The sequence below is a fragment of the Pseudomonas fluorescens genome (assembly GCF_012974785.1).
Taxonomy (GTDB): Bacteria; Pseudomonadota; Gammaproteobacteria; order Pseudomonadales; family Pseudomonadaceae; genus Aquipseudomonas; species Aquipseudomonas fluorescens_BT.
In genome coordinates this window covers 2819419-2834973 of record NZ_CP027561.1, presented here as the reverse complement: position 1 = coordinate 2834973, position 15555 = coordinate 2819419, and the positions used below count along the sequence as shown (strand labels likewise).

At 57.4% G+C, this 15555-nt stretch carries 14 protein-coding genes; 3 read left to right on the top strand and 11 right to left on the bottom strand.

The genetic code is table 11. The annotated features are described in order from the left end of the window. Positions 1–2 precede the first annotated feature (2 nt). The 7 genes from C6Y56_RS12645 to groL form a co-directional block, all read right to left on the bottom strand. A complete protein-coding gene (locus C6Y56_RS12645) occupies positions 3–1481 on the bottom strand; it encodes an efflux transporter outer membrane subunit (RefSeq protein WP_169430156.1) in 1479 nt (492 codons plus the stop codon). Beyond that, positions 1481–2368 carry an efflux RND transporter periplasmic adaptor subunit gene (locus C6Y56_RS12640; protein WP_169430155.1) on the bottom strand — a complete coding sequence of 296 codons (888 nt, stop codon included), beginning with the start codon at positions 2366–2368 and terminating at the stop codon, positions 1481–1483. The genes C6Y56_RS12645 and C6Y56_RS12640 overlap by 1 nt, the downstream gene beginning before the upstream one ends. Then, positions 2365–2997 carry an ABC transporter ATP-binding protein gene (locus C6Y56_RS12635; RefSeq protein ID WP_249314414.1) on the bottom strand — a complete coding sequence of 211 codons (633 nt, stop codon included), beginning with the start codon at positions 2995–2997 and terminating at the stop codon, positions 2365–2367. The genes C6Y56_RS12640 and C6Y56_RS12635 overlap by 4 nt, the downstream gene beginning before the upstream one ends. 65 nt (positions 2998–3062) lie before the next feature. Continuing rightward, complete coding sequence (locus C6Y56_RS12630) at positions 3063–3317, bottom strand: Lpp/OprI family alanine-zipper lipoprotein (protein WP_169430153.1); 255 nt, start codon at positions 3315–3317, stop codon at positions 3063–3065. A 176-nt stretch (positions 3318–3493) separates the two neighbouring features. Then, positions 3494–4054 carry a nitroreductase family protein gene (locus C6Y56_RS12625; protein WP_169430152.1) on the bottom strand — a complete coding sequence of 187 codons (561 nt, stop codon included), beginning with the start codon at positions 4052–4054 and terminating at the stop codon, positions 3494–3496. 34 nt (positions 4055–4088) lie between these two features. Continuing rightward, a complete protein-coding gene (locus C6Y56_RS12620; RefSeq protein WP_169430151.1) occupies positions 4089–4976 on the bottom strand; it encodes a universal stress protein in 888 nt (295 codons plus the stop codon). A gap of 67 nt (positions 4977–5043) precedes the next feature. Beyond that, a complete protein-coding gene (groL, locus tag C6Y56_RS12615; RefSeq protein WP_085702069.1) occupies positions 5044–6660 on the bottom strand; it encodes a chaperonin GroEL in 1617 nt (538 codons plus the stop codon). Between the two features lie 258 nt (positions 6661–6918). Between groL and C6Y56_RS12610 the strand changes: the two genes are divergently transcribed. Beyond that, positions 6919–7416, top strand: coding sequence for a BCAM0308 family protein (locus C6Y56_RS12610; protein ID WP_169430150.1), 498 nt, complete (start codon positions 6919–6921; stop codon positions 7414–7416). A gap of 63 nt (positions 7417–7479) precedes the next feature. Next, entirely contained in the window at positions 7480–7710 is a 231-nt protein-coding gene (locus C6Y56_RS12605; protein WP_169430149.1) for a hypothetical protein, read from the top strand. A 222-nt stretch (positions 7711–7932) separates the two neighbouring features. On the opposite strand, the gene C6Y56_RS12600 is transcribed toward C6Y56_RS12605, so the two are convergent. From C6Y56_RS12600 to C6Y56_RS12590, 3 genes are all read right to left on the bottom strand, one after another. Beyond that, on the bottom strand, positions 7933–8715 hold the full coding sequence (locus C6Y56_RS12600) for a CHAD domain-containing protein (protein WP_169430148.1): 783 nt from the start codon (positions 8713–8715) through the stop codon (positions 7933–7935). Next, entirely contained in the window at positions 8703–10451 is a 1749-nt protein-coding gene (gene polX, locus C6Y56_RS12595) for a DNA polymerase/3'-5' exonuclease PolX (RefSeq protein WP_249314412.1), read from the bottom strand. Before polX ends, C6Y56_RS12600 begins: the two co-directional genes overlap by 13 nt. Positions 10452–10723: 272 nt before the next feature. Continuing rightward, a complete protein-coding gene (locus C6Y56_RS12590; RefSeq protein ID WP_169430146.1) occupies positions 10724–11185 on the bottom strand; it encodes a hypothetical protein in 462 nt (153 codons plus the stop codon). 356 nt (positions 11186–11541) lie between these two features. Between C6Y56_RS12590 and C6Y56_RS12585 the strand changes: the two genes are divergently transcribed. Further along, a complete protein-coding gene (locus C6Y56_RS12585; protein WP_169430145.1) occupies positions 11542–13221 on the top strand; it encodes an HAD-IIB family hydrolase in 1680 nt (559 codons plus the stop codon). A 43-nt stretch (positions 13222–13264) separates the two neighbouring features. On the opposite strand, the gene C6Y56_RS12580 is transcribed toward C6Y56_RS12585, so the two are convergent. After that, positions 13265–15547 (bottom strand): heavy metal translocating P-type ATPase, encoded by a 2283-nt coding sequence (locus C6Y56_RS12580; protein WP_169430144.1) that lies wholly within the window; start codon positions 15545–15547, stop codon positions 13265–13267. Positions 15548–15555: the final 8 nt, after the last annotated feature.

The following is a 15555-nucleotide window of genomic DNA, read 5'->3' as shown; positions in this document are numbered from 1 at the left end:
GCCTAGTTTCCGCTAATGCCAGTATCGGGCCGGTTCCACCAGCCACCGCCCAGCGCCACGAACAACGCAACCGTGTCCTGATGCCGCTGCGCCAATGCTTGAAGGTAAGCAATATCGACCTGATGCAACTGCACGTCGGCCACGAGCAGATCCAGATAGGTCACCAACCCCGAGCGATGGTTGGCCTGCAATAATCTCAAGGCCTCTCGGGCAGCGGCCTGCGCCTCGGCCTGCTTCTGTAACGTTTGCGCATCGAGCTCTATTGCCCTGAGCACATCCGCCACCTGCGCGAAAGACTCCAGCACCACTTGTCGGTAGTTCGCCGCTGCTTGCTGATAGACGTCAATTGCCGACTGGCGGCTGTACCACAGGCGCCCTCCCTGAAACAGCGGAATATCGATCGACGGCCCGAAGTTCCAGAATCGTCCGGCACCGGCAAACAGTGAACCGGTGTACGACCCAGCCGCCCCGTAGGTACCGCTCAAGCTGAAGCTGGGAAACATAGCCGCCGTGGCGACACCGATTTGCGCGCTGGCCTGATGCAATTGCGCCTCGGCGGTGAGGATATCCGGACGCTGGCGCACTAGGTCGGAAGGCAGACTGACCGGCAGATCGTGCGGTAACGAAAGTGCTGTCAACCGAATGTCGGGAAGTTTGAGTTCTGCAGGCATCACGCCTTCGAGCGTGGCCAGCAAGTGCTCGCTTTGACTGACTTTCTGTTTCAGCGCCGGTAACGAGGCCTCGTTAGTCGCGATCAGGCTCTGCAGGCTCAATGTCGCCGAATAAGGCACCGTTCCGCTGCGCACCTGAACTTGGGTGGATTGCAGCTGCTGGCGCTGCAAACCGATCAATTGTTCCGTGGCCTCGATCTGCGCGGTATAGGCTGCCCGGGCAATGGCCGTATTGACGACATTGGCCGTTAGCGTGAGATAGGCCGCCTGAGTCAGCCAGGTCTGGCGATCGACCTGGGCCTGCAAGCCCTCCACGGCACGTCGCTCGCCGCCAAAGACATCGAGGGTGTAGCTGATCGTGCCACTGAATATCATCACGTTAAAGATCGAGCCTGCCGTCGTCAGCCCTTGCTGGACCGGCGCGCTGCGCTCACGACTCGCGCTGAAGCGGGCATCGAGCTGCGGATAGAAGACCCCGTGACCGGCTCTGAGCGCGTTCTGGCTTTGACGCAAACTGGCCTCGGCCGCCTGCAAGGTCATGTTATGGGTGATCGCCTGGCGCACCAGTGCATCAAGCGCCGTCGAGTGGAAAAAGCGCCACCAGTCCGGTGTGACCTCACCGCCGGGCACGAACTGTTGAGCCTGGCCCTGCGCAGCAACAGTCCCCGACAGCGGCTCGTTCAGATAGCGCTCTGACACAGGCGTGGCCGGAGGCGAAAAATCCGGGCCGACCGTGCATCCGCTGCCCAGCAACAGGTTCAGTGCAAGGTAGAAGCGCCCAGTGCGGCGTAACCGGTCTACCCTTTCCATTACTTCTGACCTATGAACACATCCACCAACTGCCCCGGGTAGACGTTCGGCAGATCTTTCTTCTCGAAGCGAAAAATCACCGCCAGCACCCTCAGGTCGACTTTTTCCCGGCGCTGGTTGGACAGCTCGATTTTCGGCGATACGTAAGGCTGCACCCGCACGAAGGCCAGCGGCACACGGATGTCCGTGCCGTGAATCAGCATCTGCGCCTGCATGTGCTCGGGCGCTGGTAAACGGGCGATCAGAATCTCGTCCACATAACAGCGCACAGCCAGATGCGCCTGATCGGCGCTCATGACCAGCAGCGGCGCGAACCCTTGGGTGTAAACGTCATAGGCCCCCTGGGGCGATACATAACTGCCCACTGCGCTGTTAACAGTCATCACCACACCGTCCGCTGGCGCCTTGATGAGGTATTGCGCCAGCAACGCCGCCGACGCCTTGAGGGCAGCCTGCGCCTGGGTCACGGAATTGCGCGCGGTGTCCAGGGTATCTTTGCTGATCGATTTCGGATCAATGTTGTAAGACGCCAAGCGCTTGTTGTACTGGTCGCGGGCGGTGGCCAGACTGGCCTGGGCCAGTTCGAAATTGGCGCGTGGCACCGCGTCGTCAAGTGTGACCAGCGGCTCCCCGCGGTTGACGGTCTGCCCCTCCTGCACCCACACCCGAGTTACCGGCGCGGCCACCTGCGGATAGATCACGATATTGCTGCCACCGGGCTGCTCGCCCTCGATGATGCCATTGGCATAGATCGCGCTGGCATCGTTGCTGCTCGCTGGTGCGAAGGCGGGCGGCAGCGGCTGCGGTGTCCGCCCGAGCAGATAGGCGGCGATCAGCCCCCCGAGAACACCGACTACCGCCAGCGTAAACAGCAGGGACTTTTTCACGATATGGCATGCCCGGTTTCGCTGATTCGGCCGTCAGCCATGTAGATGATACGGTCGGCGTACTCGTTGATCCGTGCATCGTGAGTGACAATAAGGATGCAGCGTTGCTGATTGAGTACTCTCTCCTTGACGAACGCGATGATCATTTTTCCCGTGTCCCCATCCAGAGATGCCGTGGGCTCGTCCATTATCAAGATTTGCGGCTCCCCCACGATGGCTCTGGCAATGGCAACGCGCTGTTGCTCCCCTCCGGAAAGCTTCATGGGCAAGATGTTCCCCCGATCCTTCAGGCCCACCACCTCCAGACTCTGGCGGGCCTTCGAAAGCGCATCGTTCCATTTTTGATGCCGAAGGATCAGGGGGATGGCGACGTTCTCGGCCGCCGTCAACCGCGAAAACAAGTGATAGTCCTGGAACACGAACCCGATGTGATCCAGGCGCAGCTCGGCCAATCTGTCGCTGTTCAGGCTCCAGATGTCCAGGCCATTAATCAGCACCGTTCCTGAGTCGGGTCGCAGGATGCCGGAGAGGATGCTCAATAATGTGGTCTTGCCGCTACCCGAGGGGCCGATGACAAACACCATTTCGCCGAACTGCGCGACCAGCGCCACCTGGTCAACCGCTTTCATGCGCGTACTGCCTTTGCCAAACCACTTACACAACCCGCTCGCAACGATGGCCGGGCGGGGGGGCATTATTTGCGACTCGCCTTTTCAAGCATTCGGCTGGCGCGTTCATTGGCCTCATCGGCGGTGCGTTGTGCCTGACTGGCCGCGGCCTGCGCCTGTTCCGCTTTTGAATACGCGGCATCGGCTCTGGATTGCGCAACAGCGGCAGCGCTTTGTGCCGAATCGATACGAGCATTCATTTCTTGCACATGCTTATGACTGCACCCAGCCGTCATCGCCAGAAGGACGCTCAGCACAACAACAGATAAACGCTTGTTCATGGTGGTTCTCCTCAGTTGAGTGAGCCGGGAACACGCCGGCACCCTTCAAAGTATCGGCCCCCCCTGCGCCGGCACTGTGATTTTTGTCAATGAATGGCCAACCCGGCGTGCCGGTTAATCACTCGTCGCAATAATGTGCGCGTGCCCGCTCATCCGGATGAATGCTCAGCGGTGCATCAACCAATCCAGCGAATCTCTGGTGCCTGATGGGCAACAGGCGCCGGCGCGGCTTTCGGATGGCCGACGATGATCGGTGCTACCGGAACCCACGCCTGTGGAAGATTCAGCATTTGCTTGCCCTGTTGAGTATTGAGATACCGCTGGGCAAAACCGATCCAGCAAGTGCCCAGTCCTTCTGCACAGGCACTGAGCATCAGGTTCTGGGCGGCCAGCGCACAGTCTTCGACCCCCCATTGCCCAGGTGCGTCAGCCGAGATCAGGATCAGTACCGGTGCGTGATAGAAAATCTGAAAGTGCTCGTCATCGAGCAACGCGTGAAAGCGCTCTGATTGTGATCCCGGTGCCAGCGTCTTGAGCATGCAGGCTTTCGCCTCGCGTGAAATTCGATCCAGCAACGCTTGGTCGCGAACCACGGTGAATCGCCAGGGTTGTTGGTTCATCGCACTTGGCGCCAAGGTGGCGGCACCGATCAAGCGCAAAATGACCTCTTCATCGACAGCCTGCGCGGTGTATTCACGTGTCGAATGACGGCCAGAAATGGCCTGGTCAATGTTCATAAGCATTCCTCCTACAGGGACCTCCGGCGCGGTGCTACACAGCCAGAACGTTGCAAGGGACCTGATACAGAATGTGTTCGGTGGTACTGCCGAGCAGCTTGTCCAGACCGTGGAATTGCACGCGCCCCATGACGATTACATCCACCTGATGCTCGTCTGTGAACTCGCTGAGCGCTGCAACGGGGTGCCCCACCGCAAAATGCCGGCGATCAGCCGGTACGCCATGCTGACTGGCCCAGTCGAGGTAGGTCTTTTCAAACTCACGGCGCAAGCCTTTAGTCAGTTCGGCGATTTTCAGGCCATCGCCCAGTTCTGCCAGGTATTCCTGCGAAACGTCATAGGCATACAACAGATGCAATTCGGCATCACACTGGATAGCCAGCGCAGTGGCCTGCAGGATGATGCGCTCGTTCAACCGATTATTTTCCAAGCCGTTCGTAGAGACGTCGACCGCGGCTACAACCTTGCACGGTAATGCATGGGCCGCGCCGCCAAGCAGGTACACCGGCACTTGGCATTGGCGCAAAAGATACCAGTCCAGTGGGGTGAAGAATGCACGTTTGAGCAGTGACTCGTGTTGCACTTCCTTAATAAGCAAGTCGGGATTCAACTCTGTAACGTGATCAGAAATCTCCTGTTTTATGTCGTCCGCCCAAGCGACTTCGCAGGTCACTGCTACGCCTCGGCCAGACAGTTTCTCCGCCTGGGACTTCAACCAGTCGCGTTGGTTCTGAAGATAGCTTTCCCGAACCTGTTTCCTGCTGCCCTCGTCAAGTAGCCACAGAATGTCCAGCGTCTTGACGAGGGCGACGATGTGCAATGTCGCACCACTGGCCCTGGCCAGCGCGCCGGCATGGTTGATTGCCGGAGAGCGACGCAGGAGCGGGTTGATGATCAGCAAAAGGCGTTGATATTGGCTCATGATCTGTCTCCCGTCAGGCAGGTCGTGAGACCGGCCTTGCTCAAACGCCCGGCGACACTGCCGGACCTCATTCGCTGAACCCTGGCGGGATCGGCGACTCTTTCTCCGGAATATCCGTCAATATTGCCTCGGTCAGCAGCAGGATGCTGGCCACCGACACTGCATTTTCAAGGGCGATCCGCACCACTTTGGATGGGTCGATGATTCCGGCCTCGTAAAGATCGACGTAGCGATTGACCGACGCGTCGAAGCCAATGTTGCCAGGCTCAGCCAACATCCTCGCGACAACGACGCCGGCATCGACTGCCGAGTTTTCAGCGATGACCCTGGCCGGCGCCTCCAAAGCGCGCCGCATGATTTGCAGACCCGTGCGGGCATCCCCTTCATACTGCATCTCCTCGGCGGCAATCTTCGGGACGGCCTTGAGCAAAGACATGCCGGCACCTGGCACAATGCCTTCGGCGATGGCTGCACGAGTGGCGGAAATGGCGTCATCCAACGCATCCTTGCGGGTTTTCATCTCGGCTTCCGAAGGCGCTCCGACCCGGACCACCGCGACGCCGCCCGAGAGCCTGGCCAAGCGTTCCTGTAGCTTTTCACGGTCGTAGTCGCTGGTGGTTGTCTCCATTTGTGCGCGGATTTGCTGCATCCGCGCCTCGATGGCCTCGCGATTGCCAGCCCCCCCGATCAACGCCGAACTGTCCCTTTGCACCACCACCCGATGCGCCCGGCCCAATTGACTCAACTCGATCTGTTCGAGGGCAAAGCCCAGGTCATTGGAAATCACCGTTCCTGCGGTCAGAACGGCCATGTCCTGCAGCATCTCCTTGCGCCGGTCACCGAAGCCCGGAGCTTTGATCGCCACCGCTCGCAGCACACCGCGTATCTGATTGACCACCAGCGTGGTCAACGCCTCCCCTTCTATGTCATCCGCGATCAACACCAGGGGCTGGCCGCTCTTGGCCACGAGCTCCATCAGGGGCAGCAACTCCTTGAGATTCAGAATCTTGTGGTCGCAAAACAACAGGTAAGCGTCATCGAGTTCCACCTGCATCTTTTCGGTATCGGTGACGAAATATGGCGAGACATAACCTCGGTCGAAGCGCATGCCTTCCATGACCTCGACCACCGTTTCAGTGGTTTTTGACTCCTCGACGCTGACCACTCCTTCAATACCAACCTTCTCCAGGGCATCGGCTACCAGTTGGCCAATGACCGCATCGTTATGCGCGGATAGCGTCGCGACCTGGACCTTTTCCCTGGGCGTACTCACTGGTCGCGACAGCGTCCTCAGCGACTCCACAACCAAAGCGAGTCCGCGATCGAGCCCGCGTTTGAGGTCGATCGCACTGGCACCCGCCACCACATTGCGGATACCGTCCGCGAGGATGGCCTGGGCCAGCACCGTTGCAGTGCTGGTACCGTCCCCCACCGCGTCACCGGTGCGCTCGGCAGCCTGACGCAACATTTGCGCACCGAGATTTTCTTCCGGATCCAGCAGGTCGATGCGCCTGGCGATGGTTACACCATCATTGCAGACTGTTGGATTGCCCCATTTATTCTGAATCAGCACCGACTTGGACTTGGGGCCCAGCGTCACGCGCACGGCATCCGCCAACTGAGTGGCACCGCTGAGAATCCTCTCGCGGGCGGCGCCGCGAAATACCAGCTTGCTGTGAGCCATCGGATCGCTCTCCTGACAATTCCACGTTCAAGCAGGGTCTATTAACCACTCCCGGCGACGTTGACTTTTATCAACAAAGCCCTGAGCAGCCCGGTCCTCCTGTCGCCTCATGCATAAACGCGGACCATTGGCTCGAGCCGCCTCCAGCGCTTGCATCGCAGTTGATAAAAATCAACCTGCTGGAACCCGGATCGCGTCGAAATGAGCGGGTGCGCTTCAGCAAGCGTCAGTTGTTCTGATCATCTCTGGAGAAACATCATGGACAAGTTTCAGCAAAGCCAAAAAAACAAACTGTTCAAGAACGTCTCGCATGACCCTTATAGCGCCCCACGCACGGAGGGCCCTGCCGTTTGCCCGAAATGCGAGGCCGTGTATGCCGCAGGAACCTGGAGCTGGAAACGCCAGGAAAACACCGTGGTTCACGGTGCGCAAACAACGATCTGTCCAGCCTGCCGGCGCATAGAAGACAACAGGCCTGCAGGTATCCTGACCCTGTCCGGCGGCTACGTGCACCAGCACCGTGGGGAAATCGTCCAGTTGATTAAACACACTGAGGAAAAGGAAAAGGCCGAGCATCCCCTTGAGCGCATCATCAAGCTCGATGACGCAGCCGATGAGCTGGTCGTGACCACTACTGGCATTCACCTTGCCAATCGTCTGGGGCACGCCCTGAAAGGTGCTTTCAAAGGCAACTCTGAATACCACTACAGCGATAGCGAATATGGCATGAGCGTGCGCTGGTCCCGTGAGGAATAACCCGGACAGCGGAGTTGTTGTACATCCCCGACTCGACTAACTGCCTGCTCAAGGTCAACGGCCATGCCCATCAATGAATCAACGAACCCTTATGTGGCCAACAGCGACGCCATCAAACACTGCCAGGCACTGTTTCTTGAAGCTGATCGTCTCAGCGATCAAGCCTACTCCGTTCTGGATGAACCCTTTTCCTCCCAGACCATGCTCAAGTTCTCGCTCGCCAAAAAATGTGCAGATGAGAAATATCGGCAGGCTTGGCAAGCATGGCTGCTCGCAAGAGAAAACGCTCAATAGGCTGCTTGATCTGCACGAAGCCTGGCGGTCGCGGCATTGTTTTCAGCGGACTTCAGTCGGGGGGCGAACGCCTGGGACTGACGATGACCGCAGCTGGCAGTCATCGCCAGTTCCCAGATTCTGAAAGGCTGAAGCTCTCGGGACTTGATATAAATCAAACGTCACCCTCGGCGAACACGCGCAATAGAACACTCAGGCCGCGTGCCGAGAGGTGTCTGCCACTCATTTATTCAAACGTTGCGATCCATCTCGAAACAAATCAGCGAATGCAGCCAGCTGAGCCTCAGCGGCTTCAAGCGCGCGTGATGAGCCTTTGAGCCAGGTCTTGTGCAAGGGGCGCAAATCAACTTCAACGAGCGCTTGTTGGCACCATTGATATTGATCGTGCCACTCGCCTAAGGCGAACTGTAATGACTTAAGCGCTCCGGCGGCTTCGCAGGACAAAGGAGAAAACTGCGGAAAGGACTCGGTCAGATAACGAACGCGCTTGACCATCGCCCTGAGCTGATGGCGATCAAACTCTGCATCCTCTAACGCAGCGAGCAAGCGTTTCAATTGCCGGTTAAGGGTTCTCCTGATTCGGGTGGTCAAATACTTCGACCCCTTGTCTATCTCCACGCTACGAAATGCAGAGGGCCAGCAATCCAGCTGGTTCAATAAATTCGCAACGGCGGTGCTTCGAATAATCGTGGAGTAGTGAGATTTCAACCTTGCTTCTCTCAAATTCGCTTGCGAGTGAAAACCACGGTTTTTTAGTTCCTCAATCATTACTTCCAGATCACGTACTGGCGTGGTCAACGCTCCAACCTGTTTTGCAGCATCGATCAAACACAGCACTTCTGGAATGGCGCGAAATGGACGCATCAAGCTTCTGATACGTCGCACAGCAATACGCAGATCATGCAACGCCTCATGATCGGTTCGCGCCTCCAGTCGTGCCATGGCCTGATAGATCCTTACTTGCAAGGTCAGTACCTGCGCGACGATGTCGTCTACAGCTGACATAAGCTTTGATCCCTTTCTGTGTGCCCGCCCCCGCCCCCGTGCAAAAACGACTTGAGCGCTGGAAGTGACCTTGTGTTTAAAACGTTGTGGGATTCCAGCCAGGCTCGACGTGCCTGTGCGACCCCAAAACGCAAATGGGAGAAATCAGCTGCTTGATGCGCATCCGAATTGATGCTGACCAGTACCCCCTGATCCTTGACGTATTGGCATTGCAGATCGGACAGGTCCATGCGTTGCGGTTGCGAATTGAGTTCCAGACAGCAACCTCGTTCAGCGGCGGCCTTGATGATGGCTGAGAGGTCCAGGTTTATGGGGGCGCGCTCATTGATCAACCGACACAGCGGGTGCGCCAGAATCGTGAAATGACGATGGTTTATCGCTCTGAGCAAGCGGCGGGTTTGCTGGCGCCGAGTCAGATTGAAATGGCTGTGGACAGCACCCACCACCAGATCAAGGCGCCCCAGAATATCGTCCGACAAATCCAGGCTACCGTCTTCGAGGATGTCGACCTCGACGCCCTTGAGCAAGGTTATGCCCTGCAATCGATCATTGAGCGCATCGATCTGGTCCATCTGCTTCAGTAACCGGTCCCCGTCCAGACCATGGGCTACCCTGAGGGACTGGGAATGATCGGTGATTGCCAAATATTGCAACCCCGCTGCCTGCGCGGCGAGCGCCATATCTTCCAGGCTGTTGACGCCATCTGATTCAGAGGTATGGGCATGCAAGTCACCTTTGAGATCGCATGACTCGATCAGTCTGGGCAAGCGATTGGAAAGCGCCGCTTCGACTTCACCGCGATTTTCGCGAAGCTCAGGCACTATCCAGGGCAGATCCAGCGCCCGATAAACATCGGTTTCAGTGCTACTGGCTAACCGTTGACCACCTTTGAATACTCCATACTCACTGAGTTTGAGCCCCTTGTTCTGTGCTCTTTGGCGAATAGCGATGTTATGCGCCTTGCTGCCAGTGAAGTACACCAGGGCCGCCCCATACACAGCCGGGTCAACGACCCGTAAATCGACTTGCATGCCTGAACCCAGAACAACGCTGGTACGTGTCTGTCCCTGAACCAGCACAGTGGCAACATCCGGGTGTTTGATGAATTGCTGGCAGACATCAACGCGAGCAGCAACAAGAATATCTATATCGCCGACGGTGTCCCTCATGCGTCGCAGGCTTCCGGCCACGGTCGCTTGTTCGACACCCGAGATCTGCTTCAAATAGCGCGCCAACCGTTCTGCCAATGGCTCGACATGTGCGAGCGGAACACGGCGATCTTTGCCGATTCCTTTCTGCGCTGCACTCAATAACCGGGCCTCCAACTTTTCACCGAAGCCTGGAAGATGGCGAATGCGCCCCTTTTCAGCGGCCTGGCATAACTGTTGTACGGTTTCGATACCAAGATCGTGATAGAGGTGCCTGACCCGCTTCGGTCCCAAACCGGCAATAGATAGCAACTGGGCCAGTCCTTTCGGCGAAGTACTCTGCAACCGTGAAAGCAACGCACAATCGCCAGTGGTAACGATTTCGTTGATCTTGCCCGCCAGGTCGACACCGATCCCAGCCAGTTTTGGCAACGGCTCACCACGCGCGATGATCTTCGCCAGATCGATTGTCAACGCCCTCAGCGTTCGCGAAGCATTACGATAGGCCCTGATCCGGAAAGGGTTGGCATCGTCCAACTCCAGCAAATCGGCAATATCGTCGAAAACCCTGGCAATCTGTTCATTCACTGTGCCCTGGCCGAGCGATGAAGACGGCAGGGTTGCCAATGGCGCGTGTGAGACTCTGTCCGACCGGGGCATGGAAAATCCCGCTGGTGTGGCTATCGATGTCGACAGTGTTGCCAATCCCGATGTGAGTTCGTTGATGTAGATCAGATACGCCCAATGAACGGTCGGACGGCCGGATGTCCGGTTGAGGCCAGGCTGTTTTCATGGTGCAAACGTTTGTAAATTGGCGTTGGGGGCTGCCTGCCTTTCAATGATTAAAGAACTGCAGCCTTTCATTCAACGGGCAAGCGCCTGGCCCATTCAGCATCATGCTTCCACAGAGCATTGATGCAGGCTTCTGCATCTTGCTTTGTTACGGGCTCAAGTGACTGCGGAGCCAGTAAGTGGCTGTCGACCAAGGCAAGTCGCACAACTCCGTTTTTTTTGAGCAGCGCTTTTGCCTGACATTCGCACAAGGATCGCGATAGAACTTCGAGCGAAGGCTCTACTTCGGCCTGTTCGAAATCTACTTCAAAACGCGCGGTACAAAAGTTTACCAACTCCCTCAACGTATGGGCAGCAAAGTGATACGCAGTGAAGTATCCAACCGGCAACAGCAGCAAGATTATCAACAGGTGGGTTGCGTCACGTTTCCAATGCCCTTTGCCCGGTTGGCGCAGATTTCCTGCTGTTGCTCCCCTGCTCCGCCGCCAGTCTTGCACCGCGTGAATCCCTATTGGTTTGTTGGTGTTCATGACCCGGCGCCAATCTCCGCATGTGACCAGAGCATGGAACCGATGACAGGCTGCCCATTGATTTAGATCAACCTGATGCATGCAGCTTACTCATGTTCAGTAATCTGCAGGCTTAAGCACTTCGGGTTATTAATAACAAAAGAAACATGTGCTTTTGATCAATCAAAGCAACGCTGTTGAACAACTGTGGTTGCACGCGTATGGGGCCCGACGTCAATCAGCAAACGCTCGACTTAAAATTGATAAAAATCAATGTTGGCCCCAATAAGTTGCCTCTCAATACAGTCGAGGAGTCGGTCGATAGTCTGTTCCAGTTGTCTTCCTTTGCACTCAATTGAGTCTGATGGGGATCGAGCATGCACTTCCTTGCCTTGGCAGTAGACTACGACGGGACCATTGCCGAAAACGGTAGCGTTCCTGCTCAAGTCTGCGCATCGCTCAGCGAGGTGAAAAAAAGCGGTCGCAAGTTATTGCTGATTTCAGGCCGGGAATTGCAAGCGCTCAAGCATCATTTTCCGCATCTGGATCTTTTTGACAGGGTGGTTGCGGAAAATGGCGCGCTCTTGTACGACCCGAGTACTGATACCGAGGAGCTTATTGCAGATCCCGCCTCAACCGAGCTGGTTGGTCACCTGCGCGCCAAAGGGGTGTCACCGTTGTCGATCGGACAGTCGGTCATCGCTACTTGGCAGCCATTCGAAAATGAAGTGATCAGTAGCATTCACGAGTTGGGTCTTGAACTGCAGATAACCTTCAACAAGGACGCCATCATGATCCTGCCGCCTGGCGTGAACAAAGCGTCCGGCCTTGTTGCAGCGTTACGAGATTTAGGCATATGCGAATTGAACGTGGTCGGAGTGGGCGATGCGGAAAACGACCACTCCTTTCTGTCGATCTGCGGCTGTGCCGCAGCGGTCAGCAATGCCATAGCCTCCATAAAATCCAGCGCTGACCTATGCCTGACGCGTGACCATGGTCAAGGGGTGTGCGAGCTGGTCGAGATGCTTCTGGAAAAAGATGCCGCACTGGTTGGCGTCGAACGCATCGGGGTTCAGTTGGGGCAGTCCACCGATGGGCACCCGTTATGGCTGCCTCCAGAATCGGTGATGTTGGTTATTGGCAATTCCGGGGCCGGAAAATCCAGTTACATCACTTGGCTGACAGAAAGAATGGTCCAGGCTCATCAGGGATTCTGCATCATCGATCCAGAGGGCGACTACCTCACGCTGGAAGACGCGGTGACCATCGGCGGCCTCACTGCGCCCCCGACGACAGAAGATTCCGTGCACTATCTTTTGCAGGCGCAGCTCAATGTGGTGGTCAATGCCCTTGCCCTGGATCTCTCGGCGCGCGTGCAGTTGTTTGGCGACCTGCTGCCTTTTCTTCAGCATTTGCGCAGCACTTCAGGTCGCCCCTACTGGTTGATCGTCGACGAAGCGCATTACATGCTTCCCCACTGTTCAAGTTGGCCGCCCGGCTTTCTCAAGGACATCGGTGCAATCATCGTAGCCCTCGACTTCGACCAGGTCTGCCCGGAGCTACTTGATGGGGTCGACGTGCTGGTGACGCTTGGCAGCACTGCTCGGGAACTGGTCGAGCAATTCGCCAAGCGCATGCAGCGAACTTCCCCTCGGTTTCCAGAGCGAACGCCAGGTCTGGAGCATGCCTGTCTCTGGAGTTTGCACGGAGACGACGAGGTATACCTGATCGAACAGATGCAGCCGCATCAAAAGCACCATCGTCACAGCGGCAAGTACGTTGCGGGAGACGTCGGTGCATGGCGATCATTCTACTTTCCTGCGCTTGGCCGGAGTGCCGCCAACCTGACTGAGTTTTTATCCTGTTTAACGCAAATTGAAGAACCCGGCCTTCGCGAGCATCTCGATGCCGGGGATTTCTCCAATTGGTTTCGCAAAGTGATCCGGGACGATGTGCTTGCCAATAAGACCCGCCTTATCGAAATGGACAAAAGCATGGTCCCCAAAAAGGCGATGGATCAGATCAGACGCATCGTCCAATCGCGCTATCACCTCTGAATCGGCCGGAGTCAGACGCTCAGCCGGTATGCACAACGTTCGTTCAGCGTGCGTCAAGGAAACGGAACAGCTCCTCCTCTTGGTCAAAGTGCAAGCGCACCAGGGTATCGAGCCTGATCAATTGATGCTGAATTTCGTCGGCATCGGCCCTGGCCGGTTCGGCATTGAAGTCACGACTCATGCGCGCCAGCAAATGGATCAGGCGAAAGATCTCTCGGTGGGCGTGACTCATGGCCGACATAGGGTCCTCGCCTGGCAACCGTTGCGTTAAAAGCGGGTAAAGCAGCTGTTCATCATCATGCTCGTGGTGCGCCAATGAGGTTTGTAACTTGTCGACCAGCTCCTGCAGTTCGGTTCGTGCCTGTACAACCGGGCGCCGGGCGAAGTCAGCGGCCAGGTGGTGCAGGTCACTCAGCACGCTGGACAGTTGCCGGTGTTCATCCTGCAGCCGATCAATATGCTCTGCAGTCAGCATGCCCTTTCGACGCCCCCACAGTGGCCCCAATGCCCGCAACGCATTGAGGATAATCAGCACATCAATGCCCTCCTGCACCACAGCGCCGATGAGTGGCGCAAGAAAGCCGAGCGCCGCCGCGACCATGGCCAGCAACGATAGGCCCATGCCGGCCAGCACACCGACGACAGCGATATGACGGGTTCGCTGAGCGATGTCCAGGGCCTCGACCAGACGATCCAGGCGATCGACCAGCAGAACGACGTCCGCGGCTTGTGCCGAAGCGGTTGCACCGCTGGCCCCCATTGCCACACCAACGTTAGCCGCCGCCAATGCGGGCGCATCATTGATGCCGTCACCGACCATCAGCGTGGGGCTGCGCAAACAGCCCTCCTGCACAGCCCGCACCTTATCCTCGGGTGTCAAACCCGCGCGCAGCTCGTCGATTCCGGCAGACATTGCGATCATCTCGGCAGTTTCCGGGCGATCACCGGTGAGCATGACGATTCTCTCGATCCCTTTGCAGCGTAACCGGCGCAGCGTTTGTGGAGTTTCGCGCCGAACAGTGTCAGCGAGGACCAAAAGGCCCGCCAGTTTCCCATCCACTTCGATAAAGCTTCCGCTACAGGCCAGATAATCCATGTGGCGAAGCATGGCGACAGCCCAATCGGTTTCGTAAGCGTCCTGATGAGCAAAAGACAGTGTGCCCAATCGCACCTGCTTACCGTCGATGAGCCCGCAAAGCCCCTCGCCCGGACTCTCCTGCACCTCGGTTGGCAGGCTGAGGGACACCCTGCGCTGTTGCGCTGCCTCGACAATGGCCTGAGAGATGGGATGCGTCGAAGCCTGTGCGAGCGAGGCCGCCAGGCCAAGCAATTGCTGCGGATCGGCCAGTCCATTGACTTCGATCGACTGCAGGCGCGCGTGTCCACTGGTCAGCGTGCCGGTTTTGTCGAAAAACACTTGTTTGATCCCGGCCAGCGCTTCCAGGGTGGCGCCATCCTTGATCAATATTCCGCGCCGCGCGGCTCGGGATATACCCGACATGATCGAAATGGGCACTGCCAGAATCAGAGGACAAGGCGTGGCCACCACCAGCACCGCCAACGCTCGCAAGGGGTCGCCGCTCAGATGCCACGCCAGCGCCGCCACCAACAAAGTCAACGGGATAAAAAACAGTGCATAGCGGTCAGCCAAGCGCACAAAAGGAGCGCGTGAACGGCGCGCCGCCTCGGCCAGCCGCACGATGGCAGCGTAGGTGCTTTGCGCAACCGTTCGCGTAGCGACCAGCAGAATGGGGGCGCCAACGTTGGAGACTCCGCTGGGCAACTGCTCACCTTCTCTTCGGGTCACGGGCAAGGATTCACCGCTGAGTGCCGACTCGTCCAGAATCGCTGTCGGGCTGAGCAAGCGACCATCGACCGGTACAACCTCTCCTAGCCGTACCAGCAATGTCTGATCTGGATGAATCTGTTCAACGGGAATCTGGCGTAAGCCCCCCTTCTCCTGCAACCAGGCAAAACGCGGTGCCCGATCGATAAGCGCACGCAGTTCACGCTCGGCTCGTTGACGGGTAAAGAATTCCAGCGTGCGACCGGTCGCCAGCATCAGAGCGATCACTGCTGCGACCAAAGCCTGCTCGAAAAACAGGGCGGCGCTGATCGACAACAGTGCGATCAAATCCACTCCTGCCTCACGTCGGGCCAATCGCCCGGCAATCTCGACGAGCAGAACCAATGCCATCGTCAGGCTGCCTGCGGCCCAGCAATACGATGCCCAATCATTCTCTTGCGCATGATGTGCAACGACACCAGCCAGCAATGCCAGCGTTGTAAGCAGCAAAAGCATGGGGTCCAGCCATTTACTGAACATTGCTCTTC

Excerpts from the sequence above, each read along its gene's own strand:
- groL (WP_085702069.1), bottom strand. The coding sequence starts at position 6,660 with ATGGCTCACAGCAAGCTGGTATTTCGCGGCGCCGCCCGCGAGAGGATT.
- C6Y56_RS12645 (WP_169430156.1), bottom strand. The coding sequence starts at position 1,481 with ATGGAAAGGGTAGACCGGTTACGCCGCACTGGGCGCTTCTACCTTGCA.
- C6Y56_RS12630 (WP_169430153.1), bottom strand. The coding sequence starts at position 3,317 with ATGAACAAGCGTTTATCTGTTGTTGTGCTGAGCGTCCTTCTGGCGATG.
- C6Y56_RS12600 (WP_169430148.1), bottom strand. The coding sequence starts at position 8,715 with ATGTCAGCTGTAGACGACATCGTCGCGCAGGTACTGACCTTGCAAGTA.
- C6Y56_RS12610 (WP_169430150.1), top strand. The coding sequence starts at position 6,919 with ATGGACAAGTTTCAGCAAAGCCAAAAAAACAAACTGTTCAAGAACGTC.
- C6Y56_RS12625 (WP_169430152.1), bottom strand. The coding sequence starts at position 4,054 with ATGAACATTGACCAGGCCATTTCTGGCCGTCATTCGACACGTGAATAC.
- C6Y56_RS12635 (WP_249314414.1), bottom strand. The coding sequence starts at position 2,997 with ATGAAAGCGGTTGACCAGGTGGCGCTGGTCGCGCAGTTCGGCGAAATG.
- C6Y56_RS12585 (WP_169430145.1), top strand. The coding sequence starts at position 11,542 with ATGCACTTCCTTGCCTTGGCAGTAGACTACGACGGGACCATTGCCGAA.
- C6Y56_RS12580 (WP_169430144.1), bottom strand. The coding sequence starts at position 15,547 with ATGTTCAGTAAATGGCTGGACCCCATGCTTTTGCTGCTTACAACGCTG.
- C6Y56_RS12590 (WP_169430146.1), bottom strand. The coding sequence starts at position 11,185 with ATGAACACCAACAAACCAATAGGGATTCACGCGGTGCAAGACTGGCGG.
- C6Y56_RS12605 (WP_169430149.1), top strand. The coding sequence starts at position 7,480 with ATGCCCATCAATGAATCAACGAACCCTTATGTGGCCAACAGCGACGCC.
- C6Y56_RS12620 (WP_169430151.1), bottom strand. The coding sequence starts at position 4,976 with ATGAGCCAATATCAACGCCTTTTGCTGATCATCAACCCGCTCCTGCGT.